This window comes from Xanthomonas euroxanthea, assembly GCF_900476395.1.
Lineage (GTDB): Bacteria > Pseudomonadota > Gammaproteobacteria > Xanthomonadales > Xanthomonadaceae > Xanthomonas > Xanthomonas euroxanthea.
Window position 1 is genome coordinate 151646 of sequence record NZ_UIHB01000006.1, and the last position, 26062, is coordinate 177707.

The 26062-nt window shown below is 66.4% G+C and carries 22 protein-coding genes; 11 read left to right on the forward strand and 11 right to left on the reverse strand.

What is annotated here, in order from left to right; all coding sequences use genetic code 11:
* Nucleotides 1–76: 76 nt before the first annotated feature.
* The 4 genes from glf to CPBF1521_RS18005 form a co-directional block, all read right to left on the reverse strand.
* Nucleotides 77–1264, reverse strand: coding sequence for a UDP-galactopyranose mutase (gene glf, locus CPBF1521_RS17990; protein ID WP_166767551.1), 1188 nt, complete (start codon nt 1262–1264; stop codon nt 77–79).
* Complete coding sequence (locus tag CPBF1521_RS17995) at nt 1261–2445, reverse strand: glycosyltransferase family 1 protein (RefSeq protein WP_104583188.1); 1185 nt, start codon at nt 2443–2445, stop codon at nt 1261–1263. Before CPBF1521_RS17995 ends, glf begins: the two co-directional genes overlap by 4 nt.
* Before the next feature lie 38 nt (nt 2446–2483).
* Entirely contained in the window at nt 2484–3653 is a 1170-nt protein-coding gene (gene galE, locus CPBF1521_RS18000) for a UDP-glucose 4-epimerase GalE (RefSeq protein WP_104583189.1), read from the reverse strand.
* Between the two features lie 417 nt (nt 3654–4070).
* Nucleotides 4071–4937, reverse strand: a complete 867-nt coding sequence (locus tag CPBF1521_RS18005; protein ID WP_104583190.1) for a glucose 1-dehydrogenase — start codon at nt 4935–4937, stop codon at nt 4071–4073.
* Nucleotides 4938–5150: 213 nt separating this feature from the next.
* Here CPBF1521_RS18005 and CPBF1521_RS18010 point away from each other — a divergent pair, with 213 nt between their 5' ends.
* From CPBF1521_RS18010 to CPBF1521_RS18020, 3 genes are all read left to right on the forward strand, one after another.
* Nucleotides 5151–5336 (forward strand): hypothetical protein, encoded by a 186-nt coding sequence (locus CPBF1521_RS18010; RefSeq protein WP_104535190.1) that lies wholly within the window; start codon nt 5151–5153, stop codon nt 5334–5336.
* Between the two features lie 573 nt (nt 5337–5909).
* Nucleotides 5910–7190 carry a sigma-54-dependent transcriptional regulator gene (locus tag CPBF1521_RS18015; RefSeq protein WP_104583191.1) on the forward strand — a complete coding sequence of 427 codons (1281 nt, stop codon included), beginning with the start codon at nt 5910–5912 and terminating at the stop codon, nt 7188–7190.
* The gene (locus tag CPBF1521_RS18020; RefSeq protein WP_181901285.1) at nt 7191–7418 is read left to right on the forward strand and encodes a hypothetical protein; all 228 of its coding nucleotides are present in this window, start codon (nt 7191–7193) and stop codon (nt 7416–7418) included. It abuts the gene before it with no gap.
* Here CPBF1521_RS18020 and CPBF1521_RS18025 read toward each other — a convergent pair.
* Nucleotides 7412–7795, reverse strand: a complete 384-nt coding sequence (locus CPBF1521_RS18025) for a response regulator (RefSeq protein ID WP_115677835.1) — start codon at nt 7793–7795, stop codon at nt 7412–7414. The genes CPBF1521_RS18020 and CPBF1521_RS18025 overlap by 7 nt on opposite strands.
* Nucleotides 7796–8000: 205 nt before the next feature.
* Here CPBF1521_RS18025 and CPBF1521_RS18030 point away from each other — a divergent pair, with 205 nt between their 5' ends.
* A complete protein-coding gene (locus CPBF1521_RS18030) occupies nt 8001–11555 on the forward strand; it encodes a CheR family methyltransferase (RefSeq protein WP_181901286.1) in 3555 nt (1184 codons plus the stop codon).
* A gap of 262 nt (nt 11556–11817) precedes the next feature.
* A complete protein-coding gene (locus tag CPBF1521_RS18035; RefSeq protein ID WP_115677836.1) occupies nt 11818–12387 on the forward strand; it encodes a hypothetical protein in 570 nt (189 codons plus the stop codon).
* A gap of 242 nt (nt 12388–12629) precedes the next feature.
* Here the strand turns inward: CPBF1521_RS18035 and CPBF1521_RS18040 are convergent, their stop codons facing one another.
* Together CPBF1521_RS18040 and CPBF1521_RS18045 are read right to left on the reverse strand one after the other, a co-directional pair.
* On the reverse strand, nt 12630–13529 hold the full coding sequence (locus CPBF1521_RS18040; RefSeq protein ID WP_104583194.1) for a manganese catalase family protein: 900 nt from the start codon (nt 13527–13529) through the stop codon (nt 12630–12632).
* Nucleotides 13530–13663: 134 nt separating this feature from the next.
* Nucleotides 13664–14170 carry a YciE/YciF ferroxidase family protein gene (locus tag CPBF1521_RS18045; protein ID WP_104583195.1) on the reverse strand — a complete coding sequence of 169 codons (507 nt, stop codon included), beginning with the start codon at nt 14168–14170 and terminating at the stop codon, nt 13664–13666.
* A 511-nt stretch (nt 14171–14681) separates the two neighbouring features.
* On the opposite strand from CPBF1521_RS18045, the gene CPBF1521_RS18050 reads away from it, so the two are divergent.
* Entirely contained in the window at nt 14682–14876 is a 195-nt protein-coding gene (locus CPBF1521_RS18050; protein ID WP_115677837.1) for a hypothetical protein, read from the forward strand.
* Nucleotides 14877–14899: 23 nt separating this feature from the next.
* Here CPBF1521_RS18050 and CPBF1521_RS18055 read toward each other — a convergent pair whose 3' ends face one another.
* Entirely contained in the window at nt 14900–16114 is a 1215-nt protein-coding gene (locus tag CPBF1521_RS18055) for an FAD-dependent oxidoreductase (protein WP_115677838.1), read from the reverse strand.
* Between the two features lie 308 nt (nt 16115–16422).
* Between CPBF1521_RS18055 and CPBF1521_RS18060 the strand changes: the two genes are divergently transcribed.
* The 4 genes from CPBF1521_RS18060 (at nt 16423) to CPBF1521_RS18075 (ending at nt 20644) form a co-directional block, all read left to right on the forward strand.
* The gene (locus CPBF1521_RS18060; protein WP_115677960.1) at nt 16423–17706 is read left to right on the forward strand and encodes a sensor histidine kinase; all 1284 of its coding nucleotides are present in this window, start codon (nt 16423–16425) and stop codon (nt 17704–17706) included.
* The gene (locus CPBF1521_RS18065; protein WP_104650182.1) at nt 17703–18479 is read left to right on the forward strand and encodes a LytR/AlgR family response regulator transcription factor; all 777 of its coding nucleotides are present in this window, start codon (nt 17703–17705) and stop codon (nt 18477–18479) included. Before CPBF1521_RS18060 ends, CPBF1521_RS18065 begins: the two co-directional genes overlap by 4 nt.
* Before the next feature lie 35 nt (nt 18480–18514).
* Nucleotides 18515–18886: a hypothetical protein gene (locus tag CPBF1521_RS18070; RefSeq protein WP_115677839.1), complete on the forward strand. Its 372-nt coding sequence runs from the start codon at nt 18515–18517 to the stop codon at nt 18884–18886.
* A 162-nt stretch (nt 18887–19048) separates the two neighbouring features.
* The gene (locus tag CPBF1521_RS18075; protein WP_104583200.1) at nt 19049–20644 is read left to right on the forward strand and encodes an APC family permease; all 1596 of its coding nucleotides are present in this window, start codon (nt 19049–19051) and stop codon (nt 20642–20644) included.
* Nucleotides 20645–20886: 242 nt separating this feature from the next.
* Here CPBF1521_RS18075 and CPBF1521_RS18080 read toward each other — a convergent pair whose 3' ends face one another.
* Nucleotides 20887–21516 (reverse strand): hypothetical protein, encoded by a 630-nt coding sequence (locus tag CPBF1521_RS18080; RefSeq protein ID WP_208411946.1) that lies wholly within the window; start codon nt 21514–21516, stop codon nt 20887–20889.
* Between the two features lie 545 nt (nt 21517–22061).
* Here CPBF1521_RS18080 and CPBF1521_RS18085 point away from each other — a divergent pair.
* The gene (locus CPBF1521_RS18085) at nt 22062–22988 is read left to right on the forward strand and encodes an oxygenase MpaB family protein (protein ID WP_104583318.1); all 927 of its coding nucleotides are present in this window, start codon (nt 22062–22064) and stop codon (nt 22986–22988) included.
* Between the two features lie 110 nt (nt 22989–23098).
* On the opposite strand, the gene CPBF1521_RS18090 is transcribed toward CPBF1521_RS18085, so the two are convergent.
* Complete coding sequence (locus tag CPBF1521_RS18090) at nt 23099–25168, reverse strand: M13 family metallopeptidase (RefSeq protein ID WP_181901291.1); 2070 nt, start codon at nt 25166–25168, stop codon at nt 23099–23101.
* A gap of 149 nt (nt 25169–25317) precedes the next feature.
* The gene (locus tag CPBF1521_RS18095) at nt 25318–26013 is read right to left on the reverse strand and encodes a glycosyltransferase (RefSeq protein ID WP_115677962.1); all 696 of its coding nucleotides are present in this window, start codon (nt 26011–26013) and stop codon (nt 25318–25320) included.
* Nucleotides 26014–26062: the final 49 nt, after the last annotated feature.

The window sequence follows — 26062 nt, forward strand, 5'->3', positions numbered from 1 at the left end:
GATTGACACGCCACGCCGGCCTGGAACGCCGCTTCGCATCACCGCCGCGCAATTCGGCCGGGTGAGATCCGGCCGCTCAGGCCATCAGTTCGGCGCGGCGTTGGTGCTCGGCGTCTTCGATGCGCTTGAACAAGGCCAGCGCCTGGCCGACGACCTGATCCATGTTGTAGTACTTGTAGGTGCCCAGCCGCCCCAGGAAGGTGACATTGGGCGTCTGGGCGGCCAGCCGTTCGTAGCGCCGGTACAGCTCGGCGTTTTCCGCACGCGGGATCGGATAATACGGGTCGCCATCGGCCGAAGGATACTCGTGGGTGAGGCTGGTCCTGGGATGCTGCTGGCCGGTCAGGTGCTTGTACTCGGTGATGCGCGTGTAGGCGACAGCTTCGGCCGGGTAGTTGACCGTGGCCACCGATTGAACCTGTTCCTGATCCACGGTGCTGTGTTCGAACCTGAGTGAGCGATACGGCAGCTTGCCGTAGCAATGGTCGAAGTATTCGTCCACCGGGCCGCTGTAGACCAGCTGGTCGTAGTCCAGCTCGTCGCGGATCTCGCGGTAGTCGGTATTGAGCATCACCTTGATGTTGGGGTGATCGAGCATGCGTTCGAACATGCGCGTATAGCCGTGCAACGGCATCTGCTGGAAGGTGTCGGTGAAGTAGCGGTCGTCGTCGTTGGTGCGGGTGGGCACGCGCGAGGTCACCGACTTGTCCAGCTGCGACGGATCCAGGCCCCATTGTTTGCGCGTATAGCCCTGGAAGAAGGTTTCGTACAGCTCGCGGCCCACCTGGTTGATCACCACATCCTCGCTGGTCTGGATGTCGGCCACCGGCTCGGCGCGGCTGGCCAGGAACGCGGCAGCGGCGTCCTCGGTGGTGAGCTGCAGGCCGTAGAGCCGGTTCAAGGTGGTCATGTTGATCGGGATCGGCACCTGCTGCTCGCCCACCTGCGCCAGCACGCGGTGCTCGTAGGGCCGCCACTGGGTGAAGCTGGACAGGTAATCCACGATGCGCTGCGCATTGGTGTGGAAGATATGCGGGCCGTAGCGATGGATCAGCACCCCGGCGTCGTCATGGAAGTCGTAGGCATTGCCACCGATATGGGGGCGGCGGTCGACCACCAGCACGCGCTTGCCCAGACCGGCGGCCAGACGCTCGGCCAGCACGCTGCCGGCAAAGCCCGCGCCGATGATCAGGTAGTCGAATCCGCGCCGGGTGCCGCCGAGCACGCGCGTGCTCGCCAGCGGGACGGTGCCCGAGGGTGTCATTGCTTCCACGTGAGTTTCTCCTGCATCAAGGCATGGGTGTGGTCCCAGGACATCTCGCCCAGTACCTGGTCGGCGGTGTCCAGCAGCTGTTCGCGGTCGCTGCCGTCGCGCAGGGCGTCCTCGCAGGCGGCCACGAAGGCCGCAGCGGTGTCGGCAATGCGCACCACGCCGGTGTCGCCATAGGTGCGCACCACATCGTGGATCGGCGTGGACACCACCGGGCAGCCGCCGGCCAGGTATTCGGGCGTCTTGGTCGGGCTGATGAAACGGGTGGAGGCGTTCATTGCGAACGGCATCAGTGCCACCTGCCAACCGGACAGATAGCCGGGCAGCGCGTCATACGTCTTGCCACCGAGATAATGGATGTTGGCGGCCTGCGGCAGGTCGGACGCGGCGATCTTGACCACCGGCCCGATCATCACGAACTGCCACTGCGGCCGCTGCCTGGCGATATCGCGCAGCAGGGCCACGTCGAAGCGCTCGTCGATCACGCCATAGAAGCCCAGGCGCGGGTGCGGGATGGCGGCCTGGTCGGCCGGTTCCTGCTGCGGCTGGCGTGCGGCGGCAAAATGCGCCACGTCCACGCTGCTGGGGAAGGCATGGATGTTGGCGTGCAGTGCACGCTTGGCTTCCCAGATGCTGTAGCCACCGGTGAACACCACGTCGGCGCGTTGCAGCAGTTCGCGCTCGCGCTGTACCAGCTCGGGTGGCGCACCGGCAAATGCCGACAGCTCGTCCATGCAGTCGTAGACGATCGCGCGCGCACGCAGATGCGCACTGAAGCTCAGACTCATCGGCGTGTAGTACCACAGCAGCAGATCGCCCACGCCAAGCTCGGCCAGGTAGCCATCCAGCAACTGGCGCTGCGCCTGCACCGCATCCTCGCCCGTGCACCCGGCCGGCAGGCGTGGCACCAGCACATGCAGGCCGCCTTCTTCGCCGCGTAGCTGCAGCCAGGGTTCGGATTCATCGCAGGCGATGGGCTCTTCCCAGAACAGCACATTGCAGTCGCCGGCAAAGCGCGACATCAGATGCTGCGGGCGTTGGTAGACAAAGCTCCAGCGCAGATGCGACAGGCACAACAGGGTGGTGCGTGCCGGATCGAACTGCGGCGCGCTGTCGGAGGAAACGGCTCGGCGGCTCTTGCCGATGTCGTCGTGGAACTGACCAGCCCAACTCATGGAATGACCTCGCTGAAGAAAAAAGGAATGCGCGCCGCTCAGGCGCGCGATAGACGGTCCGTCGGGACCAGCGTGCGTGCAGGCTCGCTGCGCCGGCGGCCCTCGGCGGCCGGCAACAGGCAGCGCGCCGGCGCGGCTGCGTCGCGCGCAATCTCGGGGTCCGGCACCGGTGCCGGTGTGCGCGACGTGCGCAGGCGCGAGGTGGCATAGCCGGCCGGATGCATGGACTGCCAGCGCCAGGCGTCGCCACACATGCGGTCCAGGTCGTGTTCGGCCTTCCAGCCGAGCAGGCGATGGGCGAGCGTGGCATTGGCGTAGTACACCGCCACATCGCCGCCGCGACGCGGCGCAATGCGCAGCGGTATGCGCCGGCCACTGGCGCGCTCGAACGCGGCAGCCACTTCGCGCACGCTGTAGCCGCGCCCGGTGCCTAGGTTCACCACCAGGCCGGTGCGCTCGCGCTGCAGGTAGTCGATGGCATCCACGTGCGCGCGTGCCAGATCCATCACATGCAGGTAGTCGCGCACGCCGGTGCCGTCGGCAGTGGGGTAGTCGTCGCCAAAGACCTGCAGCGCATCGCGGCGACCGACCGCCACCTGCGCGATATAGGGCATCAGATTGTTCGGTACGCCGCGCGGGTCTTCGCCCAGGTAACCGCTGGGATGCGCACCGACCGGGTTGAAGTAGCGCAGCAGCGCCGCGTCGAATTCCGGCCAGGCCGCGCTGAGGTCGGCGATCATCTCCTCCATCATCAGCTTGGTGCGCCCGTAGGGATTGCTCGCCTTCAGCGGCGCGTCCTCCCGGATCGGGCTGGTGTTGGCGTCGCCATACACGGTGGCCGAGGAACTGAATACCAGCGTGCTCACCTGGGCGGTGCGCATCGCGCGCAGCAGTGCCAGCGTGCCGGTCACGTTGTTGTTGAAGTACAGCAACGGTTCGCGCACCGATTCGCCCACCGCCTTGAGCGCGGCAAAATGCAGCACCGCCTCGATCTTCCTTGCAGCCAGCAGCGTGCCCAGCTCGGGTGCGCGCACATCCATGCGATGGAAGTCCGGGCGAAACCCCATCAGGTGCTGCAGATGGTCGAGCACGCGCTCGGAGGAATTGCTCAAATTATCGACAATGCACACCTGGTGGCCACGCAGTGCCAATTCGACGCAGGTGTGTGAGCCGATATAGCCGGTGCCGCCAGTGACCAGGATTCTCATTGATTGTCTGCCTTGTGGAGGGCGCTCACGCGCCGGCCTCTCAATGGCGCGGATGCACCACGTCGCACGTTTCGATGCGTGTTGCGTGACGTCATCGCGCCGGCAGTGCACTGCTCCTGCGCCACGCATGGGTGACGGGCAGCTCTGGGCGAGAAGAAGGGGGTGTGCATCACGGTCCAACGCCACCCACGGTAGGAGTGCGGCCGTGAGAGCAGGCACAGTGGTGGGTGCGTGCCGCGCGAGTGTGGCCTTGACCGAAACCTCACCGTGACTGTGGGTCGGTGGATGCGCGCGCCGTGTTGCTGGCGGCGCGCAGCGCATCGCCCCGGGCACTGCAAGCGCACGCTGCGGCAACGAAAAAGCCCGCCGGGCTAGGACGCCAGGCGGGCTTGACGGTGCAGTGCGGCGTTGGGCGGGTTACAGCGTGACGGCGCCGCCGGCAATGGTGAGCAAGGTGCCCGAGGTGTAGCTGGCGGTATCGGCTGCCAGCATCACGTACGCCGATGCCAGCTCGACCGGCTGCCCGGGGCGGCCCATCGGTGTCTGGCCGCCGAAGTTTTCCACCGACTCCTCATCCATGCCGGCGGGAATGAACGGCGTCCAGATCGGACCCGGCAATACCGCATTGACGCGGATGTGCTTGTCGGCCAGTACGCCGGCCAGGCCAATGGTCAGGTTGGCCAATGCCCCCTTGGTGGCGGCATACGGCAGGATGTTCGGCGTCGGTTTCTTGGATTGCACCGAGGCGGTGTTGATGATGGAGCCACCGTCGGTCATCAGCGGCACCGACAACTGCACCAGATGGAACACGGCATGCACGTTGGTGTCGAAGGTCTTACGCCACTCCTCCAGCGTGATGTCTTCAAAATTTTCGAAATACTGCTGGTAGCCGGCGTTGTTGACCAGGATGTCCAGGCCGCCGAAGGTGCTGTTGACCTTGTCGATCAACGCAGCGGCCTGGGCGGGGTCGCTGATATCGCAGCCCACCAGCAACGCCTTGACGCCGGCCTTCTCGATCAATGCGCCAATTCTGGCAGCGTCTTCCTGCTCATCGGGAAGATAGGCGATTGCCACATCGGCCCCCTCGCGTGCATACGCAATCGCCACGGCCGCGCCGATGCCGCTGTCGCCGCCGGTGATCAACGCACGTTTGCCGGTGAGCTGCCCGTGGCCGACATAACTGTCTTCGCCATGGTCCGGGCGCGGGTCCATCTTTTCGGTACGCCCGGGGAAACCCTGTTGCTGCGGTTTGAACGGTGGGCGGGGGTAGTTGGGTACGGGCATTGTTGTCTCCTGACGAGATGACGCATCACTGTGATGCAGCAGTGTGCGCACGCAAACGTAAACGCACGGGCTAGGCGATGTCGGCGGCGTGTGTGGTGCCCCCGCCGCTTGCGCGCGCGCCGCTCGCTTCACGCCACCGCGCAGCTTTGTTCACTGCTCTGCAATGCGCACCGGCCTAGCGTGGGCTCATGACCACAACGCAGGAGAACGACGATGGGCAGTGAACCGAAAAAGCCGTGGGGTCCGGACGATGATCAGAAAAAGCCGTTTACGCCGCAGGAACAGCGCAACGAGGATGTGGAGTGGAAGGTCCACGACATGCCCGATGAAGACCGCGATGTGAACAAGGCCGACCCTGAACACGATTACGAACGCCCGGACGGCTCAGAAAAGCGCTGAGTCGCGCGCAATGCTGCAGTTGCGGCGTCCGTCATGCCGGCGCACGCAAGCGCGCGCCGCGTCATGGCGCTGGCGTGGCGGATCCATGCACACTGTCTCTACGCCTGCCGCGTAGGCTAGCGGTCACACCTCGCGATCACGGCTTGCATCCATTGGCCCTGAAGCCGCGGTTGCGCGACGCTGCAACCAGCGTCTCGGCTCGCCTCATCGCCCCTCAACCGCCTCGCCGCCACATCACGGCGCAAGCGAGCTGATCCAGCAGCTCGGTCCAGCCGCGCCCGCGCGCAGGCCGCGCTCCCATCCCCATCAAAGCTTGCGCTGTTTGGCGTTTCGACGCATTCGACGCGTCGACCGACCCCAACCGTGACGCTTGGCACTGGCGTAATCCCGCGTTGCCCTGCGTACTTCGGGCAAACTTCTACGGCGAGCTCGACTCTGGGGAAGCGAGCGCCAGGTGGCCGGACGGCCGTGACAGCGATGTGCGATTTTCGTGGTGGCGTGCAGGCGCGTTTTTCGCGCCGCCGTCACAATTCTCAACTGAACATGTATTAGTCATTGCGGACAGAAGCGCTCATGGACCGTCTTTCCTGCGCCATCATCGACGACGACGTGGAGTTCTGCGATCAGGTGGTTGAGCTAGCCACCGATAGCGGCTTCCGTGCCAAGGGCATCCACACCCTTGGCGAAGCCAGCCGTTGGCTGGACAGCAACTTTCCCGACCTGTTGGTGGTGGATGTTGGCCTGCCCGACGGCAGCGGTTTCGATCTCATCGAACGGCTCGACCCGGATCACACGCCGCAGATCGTGGTGGTCTCGGGCGATTACGCCTACGAAACCCAGGGCCGCGCGCAGCAGTTCGGCGTCAGCGAGTTCCTCACCAAACCGTTCGCGCCCGAACGGCTGGAACGCGTGCTCGGCGGCCTGCGTGAGGCGCAGCAGGGCAACCTGGGCATCATCGGCAACAGCGACAGCATCGTGCTGTTGCGCAAGGACATCGTGCGCGTGGCGCCGACCGATCTGAATGTGCTGGTGACCGGCGAAACCGGCACCGGCAAGGACCTGGTCGCGCGCGCCATCCATCGGGTCTCCGGCCGGCGTGGTCGCTTCGTGCCGGTCAATTGCGGCGCCATTCCCGAGGAACTGTTGGCCAGCCAGCTGTTCGGCCACGAGCGTGGCAGCTTCACCGGTGCCGATCGTCGGCATGCCGGGTTCCTGGAGCAGGCCGCCGATGGCACGCTGTTCCTGGATGAGATCGGCGAGATGCCGACCCGGCTGCAGGTCTACCTGCTGCGCGCGATCGAGTCGCGCAGCTTCATGCGTGTGGGCGGCAGCGAGGAAATTCCGCTGGACGCGCGGGTCGTCGCGGCGACGCACCAGCATGTACAACGCGAGCACGGCGTGCTGCGCGAGGATCTGTTCTACCGGCTCAACGAATACCCGATCCAGGTGCCGCCGCTGCGCGAGCGTCGCGGCGACGCGCGTCTGCTGGGCCTGCGCGTGATTGACGAGCTCAACGTCAAGTACGGCACCCGCAAGCTGCCGACCAAATCGTTGCTGCGTTATCTGGCCTACCACACCTGGCCGGGGAACGTGCGCGAGTTGCGCTCGTTCATTCGCTACCTGTACCTGCGCTCGGACGGCGACCTGTTGAGCGCGCCGGATGTGGTGCAGACCGTGCCGCAGGCCGACGAAGACGGCTTGCTGATTCCGGCGGGGTGGACCATGCGCCAGGCCGAGGACGCCATGATCGAGGCGGCACTGGCGCGCACGCGCTTCAACAAGAAGGCGGCTGCGCGCGAATTGGGGATCAGCGTGCGCACGCTGCACAACCGGCTCAGCGACAAGGACGCATAAGTGAGCGACGCATCGCATGGACGGCGGCGCGAGCTGCTGCATCAGCTGCGCAACCGCCTCAACGTGATGGGTTTTGCGTTGTATGCATTACGCAGCGAGACCTCCAAGCCCATGGAGACCTTGCGTGCCACCCATCAGTCGGCGGTGGAGTTGCTCAACCAGCTCGGCGAGGAAGAGCGCGCCCTGCGCCACGACGGTGCGGTGTCCCCCGACGGCACCGATCAGTAATGCTCGGCCGGTTGGGTCTGGCTGCTGAGCAGCGCGGTGATCGTCCGCGGGTTGTAGGGCTTCATGCAGTACGACAGGTGCGCAAACCGCGGCGGTAGCGTGTAGCGGTCGTAGCCGGAGCAGAATGAAAACGGTACCCCGCGCTGCAGCAGCGCATCGGCCACCGGGAACACCGGTTGGCCACGCACATTGACGTCGAGCAATGCGCCGTCGATGGCCTGTCCGGAGGTCACCAGCGACAGCGCCTCGGGCACATTGCCCACCGGTCCGAGCACGCAGACGCCGGCCTCCAGCAACAGGTCGTTGAGTGATTCGGCCAGCAGGTAATCATCCTCGACCACGAGAATGCGAAGTCCGTTGAGTGGATTGTCCAGCATGGGAATTCCTCGCGCGGTGGCGCGGTCCGGCGACGCGCACGCCATAGTGCGCGCCGTGTCGGTTAAGGCCGCGCGTAAGCAGGCGCTTCCAGACCCATCGCGTGCAGTGCCTGTACCGCTCAGACGCCGCGTAGCGGTAGAGGCAGGTTTACGCCATCATTGACGATTGCGCCTGACACACGGCGCCGTTGATGCGATGGCTGCAATGACAGACGACGACACCTCCTGCGACGACACCGCAGCGGCCACTGCGCCCGATGCCGTGGCGCCACCGCCGTTGTTCATTCTCGGTGTCGGTGCCGACGGCCTGGACGCCACGCGCCTGGCCGAACTGCTCGACGCAGTGGCTGGCGCGCCCAATCTGGTCATCATGCTGTTGCTGCGCGATCGTCACCTGCTCGACGAGTCGCGCCTGCGCGAGTTGCTCGGCCCGCAATCCAGTCTGCTGCTGGCACCTGCAGATGGCGATGCGCTGCATCCCGGACGCATCTACCTGCCGCCCAGCCAGACGCTGGTGACCCTGGAAGAAGGCCGGCTGCGGCTGCGCCCGCTGGAGGACGCCAGCGATCACGGCCTGATCGACAGCTTCTTCGTCTCGATGGCGCATGACCAGGACGGCAACGTGATCGGCGTGATCATGGGGCGCTTGGATGGCGACGGCACGCTGGGCACCGCGGCCATCAAGGAGTGTGGCGGCCTGGCGCTGGCGGTGGACGACCCGTCCTTGCACGGCATGGATCTGCGCAATGCCGGCAACCCGGCCGCCATCAGCGACGACATCCTGCCGCTGCCGCGGGTGGCCGCACGCATCGCCGCACACATGCAGCGCCACCATCGCTTCGGTCATCCGGCACCGGTGGGCGTGCGCAACGGCAGCGAGAACGATCAGCTCAGCCAGGTCGCCAGCATCCTGCGCAATGCCACCGGCCACGATTTCCATGGGTACAAGCGCGCCACGTTCCTGCGCCGCGTGCAGCGCCGCATGCAGGTGGTGCAGGCGGACACGCTGGAGCAGTATCTGGAGCAGCTGCGCAGCCGCTTCGACGAACCGCTGTTGTTGTTCAACGATCTGCTGATCGGCGTGACCCAGTTCTTCCGCGACCGCCGCGAGTTCGAGTTCCTGGAGCAGCAGGTGATTCCGCGCCTGTTCCAGGGCAAGCAGCCGGGCGACCACCTGCGTGTGTGGGTGCTGGGCTGTTCCACCGGCGAAGAGGCGTATTCGCTGGCGATGCTGTTGCGCGAGCATGCGCAGACGCTGGACGTGGCGCCACGCATCCAGATCTTCGCCAGCGACATCGACGGGCGGGCATTGGCCATTGCGCGGGTGGGGCGTTATTCGTCCAGCATCGTCGCCGATGTGGGGCCGGAGCGCCTGCAGCGCTGGTTCGTCAAGGAAGGCGACACCTATGTGGTGAGCAAGCAGCTGCGCGAGTTGTGCGTGTTCTCGCAGCACAGCATCGTCAAGGACCCGCCGTTCTCGCGGCTGGATCTGGTGTCGTGCCGCAACCTGCTGATCTACCTGGATGCCGAGCTGCAGAACCGGGTGATCCCGGTGTTTCACTTTGCGCTCAAGCCGGGCGGCTACCTGTTCCTGGGCAATGCCGAAAACGTCTCGCGGCATGCCAAGTTGTTCGCACCGGTGGAGCGCAGCTTCCGCGTGTTCCAGAAGATCGATGCCGACAGCCGCATGCATGCCCCCTTCCCGTCGTCCGCGCCCGGACTGGACGGCCACGCGCCGGCGGCAAGCCGCCAGCAGCGCAGCGTCAGCAATGCACTGGTGCTTGCCGGCGAGCGCATCGCCGACCGCTACGCGCCGGCCTATGCGGTGCTGGACGAGCATTTCGATGTGCTGCATTTCTCCTCGCAGGCCGGACGCTTCATCCGTCCCGGCGGCGGCGCGCCCAGCCTCAACCTGCTCAACCTCGTTCACCGCGACCTGCGGCTGGAGTTGCGCAGCGCGCTCGGCCGTGCCGAAGCGGACATGACGCCGGTGCAGGCCAAGGGCATCCAGATGCACGAGGATGCGGCGACCCTGGCGGTGGACCTGTTCGTGGAGCCGACCTCGGATTCGGAGGTGCCGCGCGGCTACGTGGTGCTGTTCCAGGAAGTGGAAGCGCGTGAGCTGGCCGAGCTGGCGCCGCCGAAAGACACCGTGTCCGACAACGCACATGTGCAGGCGCTGGAGAACGAGCTGCGCATGACCCGCGAGCGGCTGCAGTCGATGATCGAGGAGCTGGAGAGCACCAACGAAGAGCTCAAGTCCTCCAACGAGGAATACCAGTCGCTCAACGAAGAACTGCAGAGCGCCAACGAAGAACTGGAAACCTCCAAGGAAGAGCTGCAGTCGGTCAACGAGGAAGTCACCACGGTCAACGGCGAGCTGGCCCACCGCGTGCAGGAACTGGCGCATGCCAACAGCGACCTGAAGAACCTGCTGGAAAGCACCCAGATCGCGACCGTGTTCCTGGACAACGAGCTGCGCGTGACCAACTTCACCCCCGCGGTGACCGACATCCTGCCGTTGGTGGAAAGCGATATCCACCGGCCGATCAGCAACATCAAGCTGCATGTGACCTACGACGAACTGCAGGACGATGTACGCCGGGTGATCCGCACGCTGGCGGTGCTGGATCGCGAAGTGGAAAACCCCGCCACCCGTGCCCGCTACATGGTGCGGGTGCTGCCATACCGCACGGTCAACAACTTCATCGGCGGCGCGGTGTTGACCTTCATGGACGTCACCCCGCTGACGCGCGCCGAGCGCGCGTTGCGCAGCAGCGAGCAGCGCCTGCGTACCTTGATGGAGGGGATTCCACAACTTGTGTGGCGTTCGCGCGATGGCGGCCGCTGGACCTGGTCCAGCCCGCAATGGTCCAGCTATACCGGGCAACACGATGGGCAGAGTCTGGAGCTGGGCTGGTTGCAGGCAGTGCATCCGGACGAGCGCGAGCTGACCTTGAATGCCTGGCACGACAGTGCGCGCACCGGCGGGCTGGACGTGGAGCACCGCCTGTTCAATGCAGCCGAGCACCGCTACCGCTGGTTCCATACGCGCAGCGCGCCGGTGCTGGACGAACGTGGCCAGGTGCTGGAGTGGCTGGGAACCTCGACCGAATCGGACAACCTGCGCCGCCTGCAGGATGAGCAGCGCGTGCTGGTCAGCGAATTGCAGCATCGCACCCGCAACCTGATCACCGTGGTGCAGTCGGTCGCCAAGCAGACCGTACAGACCAGCCACAGCATGCCGGAATTCGCCGGCAGGTTCGACGACCGGCTCTCGGCGTTGTCGCGCGTGCAAGGGCTGTTGTCGCAGTCGGACAACGAGCCCACCACCATTGGCGCATTGCTGCGCATGGAGCTGGATGCGCTCGGTGCCGAGCCCGACCAACGGCGCATCGTGGTGGACGGCCCGGCGGTGGCACTGCGCAAGTCCACCGTGCAGACGCTGGCGCTGGCACTGCACGAGCTCGCGACCAATGCACTCAAGCATGGCGCATTGGCGGTAGCGACCGGCACCTTGTCGGTGCGCTGGGAAGTGGTGACCAACGACGACGCCTCGGCGCGCCTGGTGCTGTTGTGGACCGAAGAAGGCGCCAGCCAGCAACGACGCAACGATCGCGACCAGGCAAGCGGATTCGGCCGCCGCCTGATCGAAAAGGCCCTGCCGTACAGCCATGGCGCGCAGACGCGTTACGAGCTCAGCGATACACGCCTGGAATGCGAGATCCAGTTGCCGCTGACCTCGCTGCACGATCCATAGCCGAGCGCACGCGTGCGTGCAGTCTCTGCGCACGCTGGCAGGCGCTACGGTGCCGATGTGCGAATGCAGTGCACATCCACGCACCCGCACGGAAAATCCTGCGCGTGCGTGCAGATGTTTGCGACCAATTCGCACCTCGCAGCGCCGCCGCTGCCGCTGCCGTCATCCAAGACCGTTGCAGGACGCCTGTGTGCGGGATCGAAAAACTTGGCGCGTATTGTGCGTAGCTGCTGCTGTCATCAAGCTGCACAGTGGAGTCAACATGATTACGCGCATCCTTCAGTTGTCAGGCCGCGTTGCGAGCAATGCCTGGGTCGAGATCGGTGTCGGTGCCGATGCCGACATTCTGGTTGCCGACCGTGGCGGCAGACGCGAGGAGCGTGCAACCTTCGGTCGACGTGCGCCGGGACAGCAGCGCTCGATCAATACCCAGGAGCCGGAGTGGCTGGGGCGGGTCGACCTCGCCATCTGGGAAACCCAGCGCTGCCTGATCCCGCTGTGCGGATTCGTCTGCACCGCATCGGCAGATGGCGCCACCTCGGCAACCTGGTTGAGCCAGGACGGGGGTGCGCTGTACGCCGCAGGCCTGCGCAATGTCATGGATATCGGTGGCCGCCTGCAGATGGGGTTCTCGCTGCTGGTCGCGTCCTCGGCCAGCCTGCCGACACAGCGTCCCTTATGCGTCGACGGCGATGCCACGCAGTGGCTGCAGCGCAGTGGCGAGGAGGCGATGCGTCATCTCCTGCCCTGGCGGTTGGAGCGTTGCACCACCGCGGCGGACGTGCGGCCCGAGTGGACCGATGCGCAGGCCCGACAGGCCGCGCCGGTGTGAGGCGTGGTGGCAGGCAGTGGCAACAGGAGGCCCGATGGGCCTCTTTTTTTGTCGTTCGGTAACGCGTTGCCCACGGGGCGGCGTCCCTTGGCGCGCCAGCTACAGTGCGTGGTCGTGGCAGATGATGTGCCCAGGTGCGGCAACAGCCACCTGCAGGACCGTCAACGGAAAGTACGTCGCGCATTAAAAAGCCCGGGTCGCGAACGACCCGGGCTAATCTCAGCAATCGCTGTCGAGGACGATCAGCGCTGGATGTCGCCAGTGGTGGAGCCGGCCCCCGGGCCTGCGCCCAGGTCTGCACCGGTCACCCGATCCAGTTCCGGGTTGGACAGCAGGCGCAGCGACATCGCATCCAGTGCTTCGGTCTGCGTTGCATCCAGCGTGACCGTGGCCGAGCCATCGCCGCCGTCCACCGCGGACTGCAGCTCACGGTCTTCCACCACGTCCCACTGCTCGCCGGCATTCCAGGGGCCGACCGTATCGCCTTCGCCCTGCGACATGTTGTAGTAGACGTCGGTGAAGCGCGGGTCGCCCGGCAGCTTGCCCGGCGGGAAGTTCGGTTCGATCGCGTACAGCGCCTTCTCGAAGGATTTCTGATGCGCCACTTCGCGCGTCATCAAAAAGCGCAGCGCATCGACGATGCCCGGGTCATCGGTGACGGTGATCAGGCGCTCGTAGACCAGCTTGGCGCGGGCTTCGGCAGCGATGTTGGAGCGCATGTCCGAGGTCGGGCAGCCGATCGAATCGACATAGGCCGAGGTCCACGGCACGCCGCTGGAATTGACCAGCGCCGGGCCGCCGCCGTACAGGATCTGCTGGGTGTGGCTGGTGCTGTTCTGGGTCATGGAGCGCATCTCCATGGCCTCTTCCATGCCCTCGGACAACACGGCCTTCGGGCCCTTGTTGAGCATGGCGATGATCGAACCGATGATTTCCAGGTGGCTCAGTTCTTCGGTGGCGATATCGAACAACAGGTCCTTGCGGCCCGGATCGTTTTCGCCCAGTGCCTGGGTGAAGTACCGCATCGCCGCGGCAAGCTCGCCCTGCGGCCCGCCGAACTGCTCGAGCATCAACGTGGCCAGATCCGGATTGGGTTCGGCGACGCGTACGGTGTACATCAAACGCTTGTTATGCATGAACATGGGTCGTGTTTCCTGGCTGGCGCCCGGCGACAACTGCAACGCGGCATGCGCGCAGAAACCTGAGGCTGGCTACGGGTGGGGGTTGCCTGCGGGATGCAGGCAAACGCAGGCGGCAGCGCCGCCTGCGCAGGGCATCAGGCCGCCTTGCTGGGCTTGGATGCCTTCTGATTGCCGCCTTGCTCGGCGAGCAGGGTCAGCTTTTCATCGGTGGCTTTTTCTTCTTCCAGCGTGGACAGCAGCAAGGTGACCGCATCGGTGTAGCCCAGCTGCTTTGCGATCGCTGCAATGGTGCCGTACGAGGCGATCTCGTAATGCTCCACCTTCTGCGCGCCGCCAATCAGCGCCGCATCGCGTACCGGACCTTCCTCGATCTCATCGATCACCTCACGGCTTTCCTCGACCAGACCTTCCATCGCAGCACACTTGATGCGCTTGAGCTTGATGCCGAGCAGTTCGACGATCTGATCGATGCGTTCGATCTGGCCCTGGGTTTCTTCCAGGTGCAGCTTGAAGGCTTCCACCAGCTTGGGTTCGGTTGCCGCGCGTGCCAGACGCGGCAGTGACTTGGTCAACTGCTTTTCTGCGCTGTAGATGTCCGACAGCTCGTGGACGAAAAGCTCTTCAATTGTCTTGATCGCCATGGGCGGCTCCTAGGGGATGAATGGATGGATGAACAATGCGGTGCACCGGGTGTGGGTCTTGCCCTTCGATGCGCGCGAGCCAGCAGTTGCATCGCCTCGACGGCACGCTGCCTGCCATGACGCGTGCCATGCAGCGTTGGGTCGTGCACATGCACGCTGTCTCGCATGGTCGCTACGCTAGCTGTCTGCGTGTTAGCGCAATTGGTGGATGCGGTGATCCCGATGCGATGGCGACCTGTGCCGTACGCTGCGCCGACCACACGCGGTCGCCGATGCGATGGCGCCGCGTGGTGGGGCCTCGCTGCAAGCAACAGGGGCACTTGCTCAAGCTGCGCCGTGCACCGCGCATGGTGAATGCGCTACCTGCCGCATCACGCACCCACCTTGCGCAGAGGGCAGGCCGGCGATTCGCGCCAGTATCGGCACCGTGCAGCATGGACGGGCGGAGGATGCACGTCGTTGCGGACCGATGCGCTACAACCGATGGCTCGTTCTTGCCCCGGAGGCTGCCATGACGCCGTTGGACAAACCGCTACGCCGCGAGCTGCAGATCGGCGAGCAGGCCTACACCTTGATCATCGACCCGCAGGGCTTGAAGCTGGTCGAAAAAGGCCGACGCAACGGAGTGGCCTTGCGCTGGGACGAGCTGGTCAGCGGCGATGCCGCACTGGCCCGCGCGCTGCAGGCCTCGCTCGGCGAGTCCTGACTGCAGCGCGCAGGCAAGGCGACTCAGGCCTGAGGAAACAGCCGCGCCAGCTCGCGGACCGCTGCCGCGGATGCGGCGTGATCCGGCGTGGGATCCGGATTGTTGAAATCGTTGGCACCCTGCGCCTGCACCAGCACGCCATCGCGGCGTGGCACCACGTTGAGATTGTGGCCGCGCCACACCAGCCCGTAGGTCACTTCCGGTTGCGGAATCAGGCGCGCGGTCTGCCCGCGCACCGGGATGACGCTGTCGTCGCCAAGCAAGGCACGCGCCCCGTAGCCGGTGGCATTGACCAGGATCTTTTCGCGCAACTGGCCGAACTGGCGCGGATGCTCGAAGCTGCGCGTCTGCAGCTCGCCGCCGGCCTGCAGAAAGTCGTCCATCAGCAGCCGCGCATAGGCGCTGAGGTTGAAGGTCAACTGGCTGTAGCGACGCACGAACGGCACCGGAAACGGATGCCTGCCGGGCGCGACCGGCTGCGAGCGCGGGCCGAGATCGTCGAGCAGTTCGCGCTCCAGCGGCGGGTAATCCGGCTCGTGCGCTTCGGCCGATGCGCTCGGCTGGTCGAACGGCACATCCGACAGCGCGTAACCATCGCGCCATTCGATCGGCTCGCCCGGCAGGCCCAGCAGGGTCTGGTAGCGGCGGAACGAGATGCGCGCCATCTCTTCCCAGCGGGTCCTGAAATCGGCGCTGGCGTATTCGCTGGTGCACACCCGCGAGTCCGGCGACCACACGCCGGTGGCGTAGAACGAGCGCACGTCCGGCAGGCGCTCGCGCGCATAGATGCGCACGCGCAGGCCCGCGCGTTGCGCCACCAGCGCGGTGGTCAGCCCGATCGCACCGCAGCCGATCACCGCCAGCTCGCGCACATCCGCATCTGCCGCGCGCACCAGCCGCAGCGCGTGCTCGGCCGCGCCCCACGACAGCGACCACCCGCTGCCGCCATGTCCATAGTTGTGCACCACCGTCTTGCGGCCGATGCGCTCGGCCTCGATCCGCGGCCCCTGCGCACGGAACGGGCGGGTGCAGCCGTTGATCGCGATGATGCGATCGACGGACGCACGGATCGGTGCCAGCGGCAGCGCTGCGGCGAACTGCTCGGGCAGGGCGCCCGGTGGCATGGCGGGCAATGGCGAAGACGGCGCAGCGGCCACCTTGCCGGTCGCGGCCCAGCTTCCGGTGGAAGCGGCCGCAAGCGCAAGACCGGCGCTGTGCAGGAAATGACGACGGTGCATGCGACTCCTGAGCGGTGTGGAGGAGATGATCGGGACCACGGCGCCTGCGCAACCGGCCACGCGCCGCGCGCGCCACGCAGCATCGGTAGAAGCCAGGAGCTGCGTCGCCGCGGGCGGCGCCCGGTGGCCGCCGCTTGCGGACCTGGAGCATACCGCGCGCGTCAGCGCCTGCCATCGCCGGCCGGGCCGGGTTTCGCGCCGCGATCCGGGCAATTGGGGCCGCGCTGACGGCCATTCGTCGCCCGGGGCTTTCGTCCGATCGCTTGCCGGCTATGCTCGCCGCGTCCCAACCCGACGAGTCGCCACCCGTGTCTGCCAGCGTCTTCCTGATCGTACGTATCGTGTTCGCCTGGGCCGCGGCGTTGGTGGTGGCCGGGATCATGTGGGCGCAGCTGTTCGGCTCCACCGGCGCGTTCTTCGGGCTGATCTGCGTGGTGCTGCTGACCCTGGCCCTGATGAGCGCGATCACCCATGTGCGGCGGGTGCGCCTGATCGCCGGGCGGCTGGATCACGACACCTTGTCGACCCGCCAGCGGCGTCAAATCGAAGTGCCGCTGGACGTGCAGGCCAGCTTCGCCGTGGTCGAGGAGGCGGTGCGCGTGCTGCCACGCGTGCAGGACATCGAGTGCGCGCCCGGCAGCCTGCTGATCCGCGCCAAGGTGCGCCGCATCGACCCCTACGAAGGACGCCAGCCCTCGCGCTGGAACCTGTTCGCGCGTTTTGCGATCAAGCGCAACCAGGTGCTGGTGACGATCACGCCAGGGCAGGGCACCAGCAGCGTCACCGTGCTGTGCGAGCCCGACGCCGGCGCCTGGGTGGACCTGTTTGCGGTGGACGAAGGCAGCAATTACGAGAACGCCGAGGCGATCAACCGCGCGGTGGTGCGGCGGGTCGGCGAGCAGCGCCGCGACGAACAGGCCGCGGCCGAGCAGTCGGTGATGGAAAAGGAGCTGGCCGTGGCACGCCTGAATCTGCTGCATGCCCAGGTCGAGCCGCACTTTCTCTACAACACGCTGGCCAGTGCGCAGGTACTGGCGCGCACCGACCCGCCGCGCGCCGACATCATGATCGGCCATCTGATCCAGTACCTGCGCAGCTCGCTGCCCAGCGCCGACGGGGCCATCTCCACCCTGGGCGAGGAACTGGAGCGCACCCAGGCCTACCTGGAGATCCTGCGCATCCGCATGGGCACGCGGCTGGCGCTGCAGGTGGAGGTGCCGTACGAGCTGCGCGCGCTGCAACTGCCCTCGATGATGCTGCAGACCCTGGTGGAGAATGCGATCAAGCATGGGCTGGAACCCAAGCCCGGCGGCGGCACGGTGTGGATCCTGGCGCGTCGCATCGACGACCATGCCACGCTGACCGTGGCCGACGATGGCCAGGGCTTCAGCACGCACACGCAAGGTACCGGCATCGGCCTGAAGAACCTGCGCGAGCGGCTGCAGCTGATCTACGCCGGCAGGGCCAGCTTTGCCATCGTGTCCAACTTCCCCAGCGGTGTGGCCGCCACCCTCACCTTGCCGCTGCCCGCGTCCATCATGCCGCCGCCGGTGCCCGCTGCGCAGATTCATGCCACACAGGTGCAGGCATGAGCGCGCTGCGTGCGGTGATCGCCGAAGACGAGGCGCTGCTGCGGCAATCGTTGCTGACCCTGCTGGCGCAGGTGTGCCCGCAACTGCAGATCGTGGGCGAATGCGAGGACGGCGCCAGCGCGCTGGAAACCATCGCCACGCAGCAGCCCGATGTGGTGTTCCTGGATATCCGCATGCCCGGGCTCACCGGCATCGAGGTGGCGCGTGCACTGCGCGAAGTCAGCCCGCGCACCCAGGTGGTGTTCGTCACCGCCTACGATCAGTACGCCATCGATGCGTTCGAACACGGCGCGGTGGACTACCTGCTCAAGCCGATCAGCCGCGAGCGCCTGCAGGCCACCTGGCAGCGCGTGCAACAGCGCGCCGCCGCCGGCCAGCCGGACGGCCAGCTGCTGGAGGCCTTGTTGCAGCGCCTGTCCGCGCGCCCTGCCGCCGCCAGCGCCGCGCCGCCGCTGGCCTGGCTCACCGCCAGCAGCGGCCGCGAAACGCGCCTGATCGCGTTGGACGAGGTGGCGTATTTCCAGGCCGATCAGAAATACACCACGGTGATGACTGCCGCCGGCGAGGCGATCCTGCGCACGCCGCTGCGCGAGTTGCTCGACGTGCTGGACCCGCAGGTGTTCAAGCAGATCCACCGCTCCACCATCGTCAACATGAAGGCGGTCGCCTCGGTGGTGCGCGAGGACACCGGCAAGGGCCGGCTGGCGCTGCGCGGGCGCAGCGAAACGCTCACCGTCAGCCAACCCTTCATGACCCTGTTTCGCGGCATGTAATTCCCCCGATCGCATCGACTGAAAGGATTGCTGATATGCGCCTGATCGCCTCCCTCGTGTATTGCCTGCTGGCATTGGCCGGTTGCCACGACCGCAACGGCACCACCTCCATCACCCGCGCCACCAGCAATGGCCAGGACGTGCTGTTCAGCAAGACCCTGGCCACTGCCACCGATCTCAATGTGCACTGCCTGGCCAGCAGCAGCGGCCGCTGCCATTACCTGGTCTACGAGGACCACTGCGCTGCGTCTGCCGCCGGGCATGCCGCGGGCACGCCGGCCTGCGCACGCAGGACCCTGGACAGCTTTGCGCTGGCACCCGGGCAGGTGCGCGAGCTGCACGGCATCCCGCGTCAGGCGCGCACCTGCGTGGATACCAGCGCGCCCGGCGCCGATTGCCATGGCTGAGCCGGGCGTCTGACGCCGGAACTGGCGCAACGACGCTTCATCCCTGTCGTGAGGCAGGGCGCAACCGGACGCAAGCCTGAATACGCACTGACGATCAGCGGCCGCTTCTGCGATCATTGCCGGCTTGTTGCCGGTTCACGGCGTCCTCACAGTCAGGCTCTCATGTCCGAACAATCGCTACGCCGCGACGTTGGCCCCTTCGCCCTCATGCTTACCGGCCTGGGCTCGATCATCGGTTCCGGCTGGCTGTTCGGCGCCTGGCGCGCCGCCGGCCTGGCCGGCCCCGGTGCGATCTGGGCCTGGATCCTGGGCGCGGCGATCATCACCACCATCGCGCTGTCCTACGCCGAACTGGGCGCGATGTTCCCCGAGTCCGGCGGCATGGTGCGCTACAGCCATTACTCGCACGGCTCGCTGGTGGGCTTCATCGCCGGCTGGGCCAACTGGATCGCGATCGTCTCGGTGATCCCGGTCGAGGCCGAGGCCTCGGTGCAGTACATGGCCTCCTGGCCATGGGCCTGGGCGCAGGGCCTGTATGTGCAGGCACCCGGCGGGGCGGGGGAGTTGTCGGTGCCCGGCCTGCTGATCTCGGCGGTGCTGGTGCTGGTGTATTTCTTCCTCAATTTCTGGAGCGTCAAGCTGTTCGCGCGCTCCAATACCCTGATCACCGTGTTCAAGCTAGTGGTGCCGGCGGCAACCGGCGTGGCCCTGATCGCCAGCGGCTTCCACAGCGAGAACTTCAGCGTCGGCATCCACGGCGATGCGCACGTGATCGACCTGGCCGCGGTGCTCACCGCAGTGGCTACCGCCGGCATTGTCTTCAGCTTCAACGGCTTCCAGAGCCCGGTGAACCTGGCCGGTGAAGCGCGCAACCCGGGGCGCAGCATTCCGTTCGCGGTGCTGGGCTCGATCGCGCTGGCCACGGTGGTCTACGTGATCCTGCAGGTGGCCTACATCGGCGCGGTGCCGCCGGACCTGCTGGCCAAGGCCGGCTGGCACGGCATCGACTTCCGCTCGCCGTTCGCCGAGCTGGCCATCATCGTCAACCTGCATTGGCTGGCGATGCTGCTGTACATCGATGCCTTCGTCAGCCCCAGCGGCACCGGCATCACCTATACCGCCACCACCGCGCGCATGGTCTACGGCATGGAAAAGAACGGCACCATGCCGTCGGTGCTGGGCAAACTGCACCCGGTCTGGGGCGTGCCGCGCATGGCGATGTTCTTCAACCTGGCGGTGTCGTTCGTGTTCCTGTTCTTCTTCCGTGGCTGGGGCACGCTGGCGGCGGTGATCTCGGTGGCGACCATCATCTCCTACCTCACCGGCCCGATCAGCGCGATGGCGCTGCGTCGTCATGCGCCCGAACTGCACCGCCCGCTGCGCATCGCCGCGCTGCCGGTGCTGGCCGGTGTGGCCTTCGTGATGGCCACCGAGCTGCTGTACTGGGCGCGCTGGCCGCTGACCGGCGAGATCATCCTGCTGATGGTCGTGGCGCTGCCGGTGTACTGCTACTACCAGGCCAAGCAGGGCTGGCCGGATCTTGGCCGCAACCTCAAGGGCGCGGCCTGGATGATCTGCTACCTGCCGACGATCGCGTTGCTGTCCTGGGCCGGCAGCAGCGACTTCGGCGGGCATGGCTACCTCAGCTATGGCACCGATCTGGCCGTGGTCGCGGTGGTCGGGGCGGTGTTCTACCTCTGGGGTGTACGCAGCGGTTGGCGTACGCCGTCGGTGGAGAAGGCCGTCGCGCAGGCGTAAGCGCCTGCTTGCTGACAACGGATCGACCGGGCGCCGTCTCCAGGCGCCGCAAACGACGACGGCCGGTGCACTGCACCGGCCGTTCTTGTTGGTCGCTACGCACGCCGGTGCAGCGATTGGCACTGCCTTGGCAGCGCACGCCCTGGAGCGATCAGATATCGAGCCGATCAATCCGCCTGTTTTCGCTCGGCGCGCCGCATTGCCGATGCCCTGCGGCAACCACCGCATCCATCGCTTGACCGCTACGCCAGTGTCGCCGCTGCGCTATGGGTATTGGTATTGGTCACCAGCCGTGGCGCACCATCGAAGCGGTCCAGATCGCGCAACAACTCGGTGTAGCGGCGCAGCCGCCCCATCTCGCGCATGTTGACGATGTCCTCGTGGCGCAATTCGCGCCTGGAACTGACCTCCTGCTTGTAGCGCAGCACTTCCGGGTAGCGACGGGTCATGTCCAGCGCATCGGCCACGCACTCGACCGAGTCGGCATCCGGTGTGAGCCGCGCGCGGCTGTTGAAGGCGCGCAGCCAGCGTTCGAAACCGGCGCTGTGATCGAACAGATCGGCGATGTACCACATGACGAACAGGATCGAGGCCCACGAGGTAAAGATGATCACCACGCGGCTGAAGGTGAGGTGGTAGTCGTTCTGCCACAGCTGATGGGTGATCACGCCCAGCAACACCAGCGAGATCGCCTGCCAGCCGATGATCGAGGCGATCACCCATTGTTTCTTGGCCACTTTGAGCAGATTGAGCTCCTGGTCGAGCTGGTCGTCGGTTTTCTCGCGCCAGTGCGCGACCTGCTCGTCGAAGGGGAGTCGATGGAGTGCGTTGTCCTGCAATAGCAGGCCCAAACCCTGGAACAAAGCGATCATGACAAGCTCCTGACGGATGGCTGGTACGAACGACTTGCTGCGCCCGGCAAAGCGCCGGTGCCCTGGAGCGGCCGGGCAATGGCTGGCAGTGATGCAGGCCGGCGCTCGGACTGCCCTAGTTCTAGCACTTTCGCTGTGCATGGCAATGCCTGCTGCGATCCGATGAGCGGCAAATCCTGCGCACCTGCGCACAAATCGCGGTATTCAGGCGGTTCGCAGCGTTTGCCGGACGACTGCAGCGCCAGTGCGTGGTCATTCTTGCTGCACTGCACACTCGCGCTTGCGTGCATGCATCCGTAATCGAGGAGGGTGCGACCGGCGCGCAATCGATTCCGGCGTGCAGGTCGCGTGAGCGCCGCGCACGCATCCATGCGGCGCAAGGTCCGGCGACAGGCGGGCAAGCGCCCGTCGAGACGGTCGATGCGCATGGGGGGACGAGCAGCGAACACAGAGCCGCCTTTCACCAATCCCGAATCCCGAATCCCCAATCCCAGCCCCTCACGGCCACGACGCGGTCTTGCAGCGGGCTGGGTATGCTCGCATGCATGTCAGCCGTCCTGCGTACCCTCACTGCCCCTGCCGCCAGACAGATCCATCGCTGGGTGCTGGGCGCGTTTCCGCGTGGCCAGAGCTCCATCGACTACGACCAGCCCCTCGGCGATCCCGGCATCTTCGGGCCCGACAGCGTCACCTGGCGGGTGCATTCGGAATTTCCCGGCATGTTGTCCGGCGGATTGTGCGCCTTGATGCTGCAGTTGCTGCATCCACGCGCGTTGGCCGGGGTCTACGACCATTCCAACTTCCGCGCCGACCTGATCGGGCGGCTGCGGCGCACCACCAATTTCGTTGCCGGCACCACCTATGCCCCGCGCGCCGAGGCCGAGCAGTTGATCGCCCGCGTGCGCAGCATCCATGCGCATATCCACGGCCACACCGCCGACGGCGTGCCCTACGACGCCAACGACCCGCAGTTGCTGACCTGGGTGCACGTCACCGAGGCCTACGGTTTTCTGCAGGGTTGCCGACGCTATTGCCGCGACGTGCCGGCAAGCATCGCCGACCGCTACTACGACGAAGCGCGACGTGTCGCCGAAGCGCTGGGCGCGGCCGATGTACCCGCCAGCGAGGCGCAGGTCGATGCCTATTTCGCCACCGTGCGCGGGCAGTTGCGCATGGACACGCGCTCGCGCGAGGTGCTCGACATCCTCACCAGCATCCAGTTGCCGGTGCCGGCGGCCGGGCTGTCGCGCGGCGTGTTCCTCGGTGCCGGTACCGCCCTGTTGCCAGGCTGGGCCAGCGACATGCTCGGCCGCACCACCACCCAGCGCGCACAGGCACATGCGTCGGCACGGTTGCTGCGCAGCCTGTCGCCACTGTTCCGTACTGCGCTACGCGATGGGCTGTCTGCACGCGCGTGCCGTCGCATGCAGCTGCCGCAGGCGATGTTGCTGGAGTGGCCCGGGCAGCGGTGAGTGCGGGTGCCTGCCTGGAGTGCAAGGCAATGGCGTCATGCGGAGGATGGTGCGCCGTGTGGCCGTACCCTCGCCCCATGCACTCCCCCGAGGGGTGAGGGACCGGTCTGCTACCAGATCCGCACCCGCTGCTCGGGCGGCAGATACAACTGCTGGCCCGGCTGCACATCGAATGCCGGATACCAGGCATCGAGGTTGCGCACGGTCTGCGCGCGGAAGCGTCCGGGTGCGTGCACGTCGGTGAGCACGGCGTTGCGTAGCGCCGCGTCGCGGTACTTGCCGCGCCAGGCCTGCGCAAAGCCCAGGAAGAAGCGCTGGTCCGGGCTGAACCCGTCGATGGTCTGCGGCTGCTTGCCCTGCAGCGACAGCTGATAGGCGTCGTAGGCGGTCGCCAGGCCGGCCACATCGGCGATGTTCTCGCCCAGCGTCAGCTTGCCGTTGACGTTCAGATCGTCGAACGGCTTGTAGGCGCTGAACTGCGCTGCGAGCGCATCGCCGGCGGCTGCGAATTTTTTCAGGTCCTGCGGCGTCCACCAGTTGTGCAGCTCGCCATGTTCGTCGAACTGCGCGCCCATGTTGTCGAAGCTGTGGCTGATCTCGTGGCCGATCACCGCGCCGATGGCGCCGTAGTTCACCGCATCGTCGGCTGCCGGGTCGAAGAACGGCGGCTGCAGGATCGCCGCCGGAAACAGCAGGCGGTTTTCCAGCGGCACGTTCAGTGCGTTGACTTCCTGCGGAAGCAGATACCACTCGCGGTGATCCACGGCCTTGCCCAGCTTGGCCAGATTGCGCCGGTACTCGAACAGCTCCGAGCGCTGCACATTGCCCAGCGCATCGTCGCGGCGCACGTCCAGCCCGCTGTAGTCGCGCCAGGTCTCCGGATAACCCACCGCCACGGTCAGCCCGGCAATCTTGGCCTTGGCATGCTGCTTGGTTTCCGGACTCATCCACGCCAGCGCGTCGATGCGCTTGCCGAAGGCGGTGACGATGTTCTTGACCATCTCCTCGGCACGGGTCTTGGTCTGGGCACTGACGTACTTCTGCACATAGCGCTGGCCCACCGCTTCGCCCAAGGCTGCGTTGGTGGCGTCGATGCCGCGCTTCCAGCGCTGGCGTTGTTGCGGCGTGCCTTCCAGCGTGGTGCCGTAGAACGCAAAGCGTTCGTCGGCGAAGGCCTTGGACAGGTACGGCGAGGCGCGGTCCAGGGCGCGAAAGCTCAGGTAATCCTTCCAGGTCTGCAGGGGCTCGGAGCGCACCAGCGCCGACAGGCCGGTCACCGCACCGGGCTGCCAGACGATGAAATCCTGCTGCGCCTTCAGGCCGGCCGCTTCGAAGAACGGCGCCCAATCCAGGCCAGGCGCATTACGCGCGAAATCGGCCTGTTTCCAGGCATTGGCGCCGGCCTGCACGTTGTTGGTCTGTTCGGCGGTGGCGTGCACGCGCGCCATCGCGGTTTCCAGGGCCAGGATGCGCTCGGCCCTGGCTGGCGCGTCGGCGATGCCGGCCAGTTCCAGCAGCTTGACGATGTGCGCGCGGTAGGCCTCGCGCATCTGCGTCATGCGCCCGTCGTCCAGATAGAAGCTGCGGTCCGGCATGCCCAGGCCGCCCTGCACCAGATACGGCACGTAGCGGCCGGGGTGATGCAGATCCTGCGAGATCCACAGGCCGAACAGCCGGTCGGTATAAAAATTGGTGGAGTTGAGCAGGTCCACATCGGCGCGCAGCTGGCCGCCCAGGGTGCGCGCCAGCGCCTGTTTGTCGTCCAGCTGCGCGATGGCGTCCAGTTCCGGTTGCACCGGGCGCACGCCCTTGGCCTCGATCCCGGCTTCATCCATGTAGGCGGCGTAGTAATCGCCGATCTGCTTGTCTTCGCCGGTGACGCGGTCGTTGGCAGCGGCGCCTTCGATGATGTCGCGGCTGTGCTGCTCGGTTTCGATCGCGATGCCGACGAAGCTGTTGAAGCTGGAGCGGTCGTCCGGGATCTGGGTGGTCTTGACCCAGTTGCCGCTGGCGTAGCTGAAGAAGTCGTCGCCCGCCGCCACGCTGCGGTCCATGCCCGCCGCATCGAAACCGAAATCGCCCAGCTTGGGCGTGGTGGGCGTGGCCTTGGCGTGCGTCGTCGTTGCCGGTGAGGCGCCATCGCGGTGGCACGCGGCGGTGCTCAGCAGGGCAGCCGACAGGGCAGCGATCAGGACAGGACGGTGCAGAAGAGCCATGCGGTGCAACTCGGAAACGAAAAACAGACATACCAGTGTAAATTGCCACCGTCGCCACGTCCCCACGCAAGGCAGCGCGCCGCCGCCGTGGCCGCCCTGCGGACACGCGCGGTTCAGCGCCGGCGCTGGTACCAGAAGCCCAGGGCATCGCGGGTCTGCAGCATGCCTCGCCCACGCCACAGGAAGCGCAACAGCAGGCCCAGGTGCTCGCGCTTGGAAAAGCTGCGCAGCTTGCGGTCGGAGGTGTGCACGGTCTGGCGCAGGATCACGAACCGCCCGCAGCGCGCCAGCGCGCGGCTCAATGCCACGTCTTCGCCGGCGTAGTAACGCGTATCGAAGCCGCCGGCGCTGACGAATGCGGCGCGCGTGCAGAACAGGAAGCAGCCCGGTGCGATGCCGCCGAGACGGAACAACCCGCCGAAGATCGCCTGCGCCATGCGCTCGAACCACACGCGCCTGCCCTGCAGATGCACCTGCGCGCCACCGCCGGCGGCGCCGGCATCCAGCGCCGCCAGCGCGGCGCCGACCACCTGCGGGTTCACCAGCGTATCGGCGTCCAGAAACAGCAGGCGATCGCCTTGCGCCTGCTGCGCGCCGGCATTGCGGGTGGCGGCGATATGGCGCAATTGCACCTCCAGCACCTGCGCACCGGCCGCACGCGCGATGGCGGCGGTGGCGTCCTCGCAGGCATCGGCCACCACGATCACCTCGTAGTCCAGCTGCAGGGTCTGCGCACAGGCGTGCAGGCACTGCAGCGTCTGGCCGATCAGCGCGGCCTCGTCATGGGCGGGGATCACGAAGGACAGCATGGCAGGACGCGTCACTCCGATGGCGGTGAGGCCCAGTGTGCGAGCCATG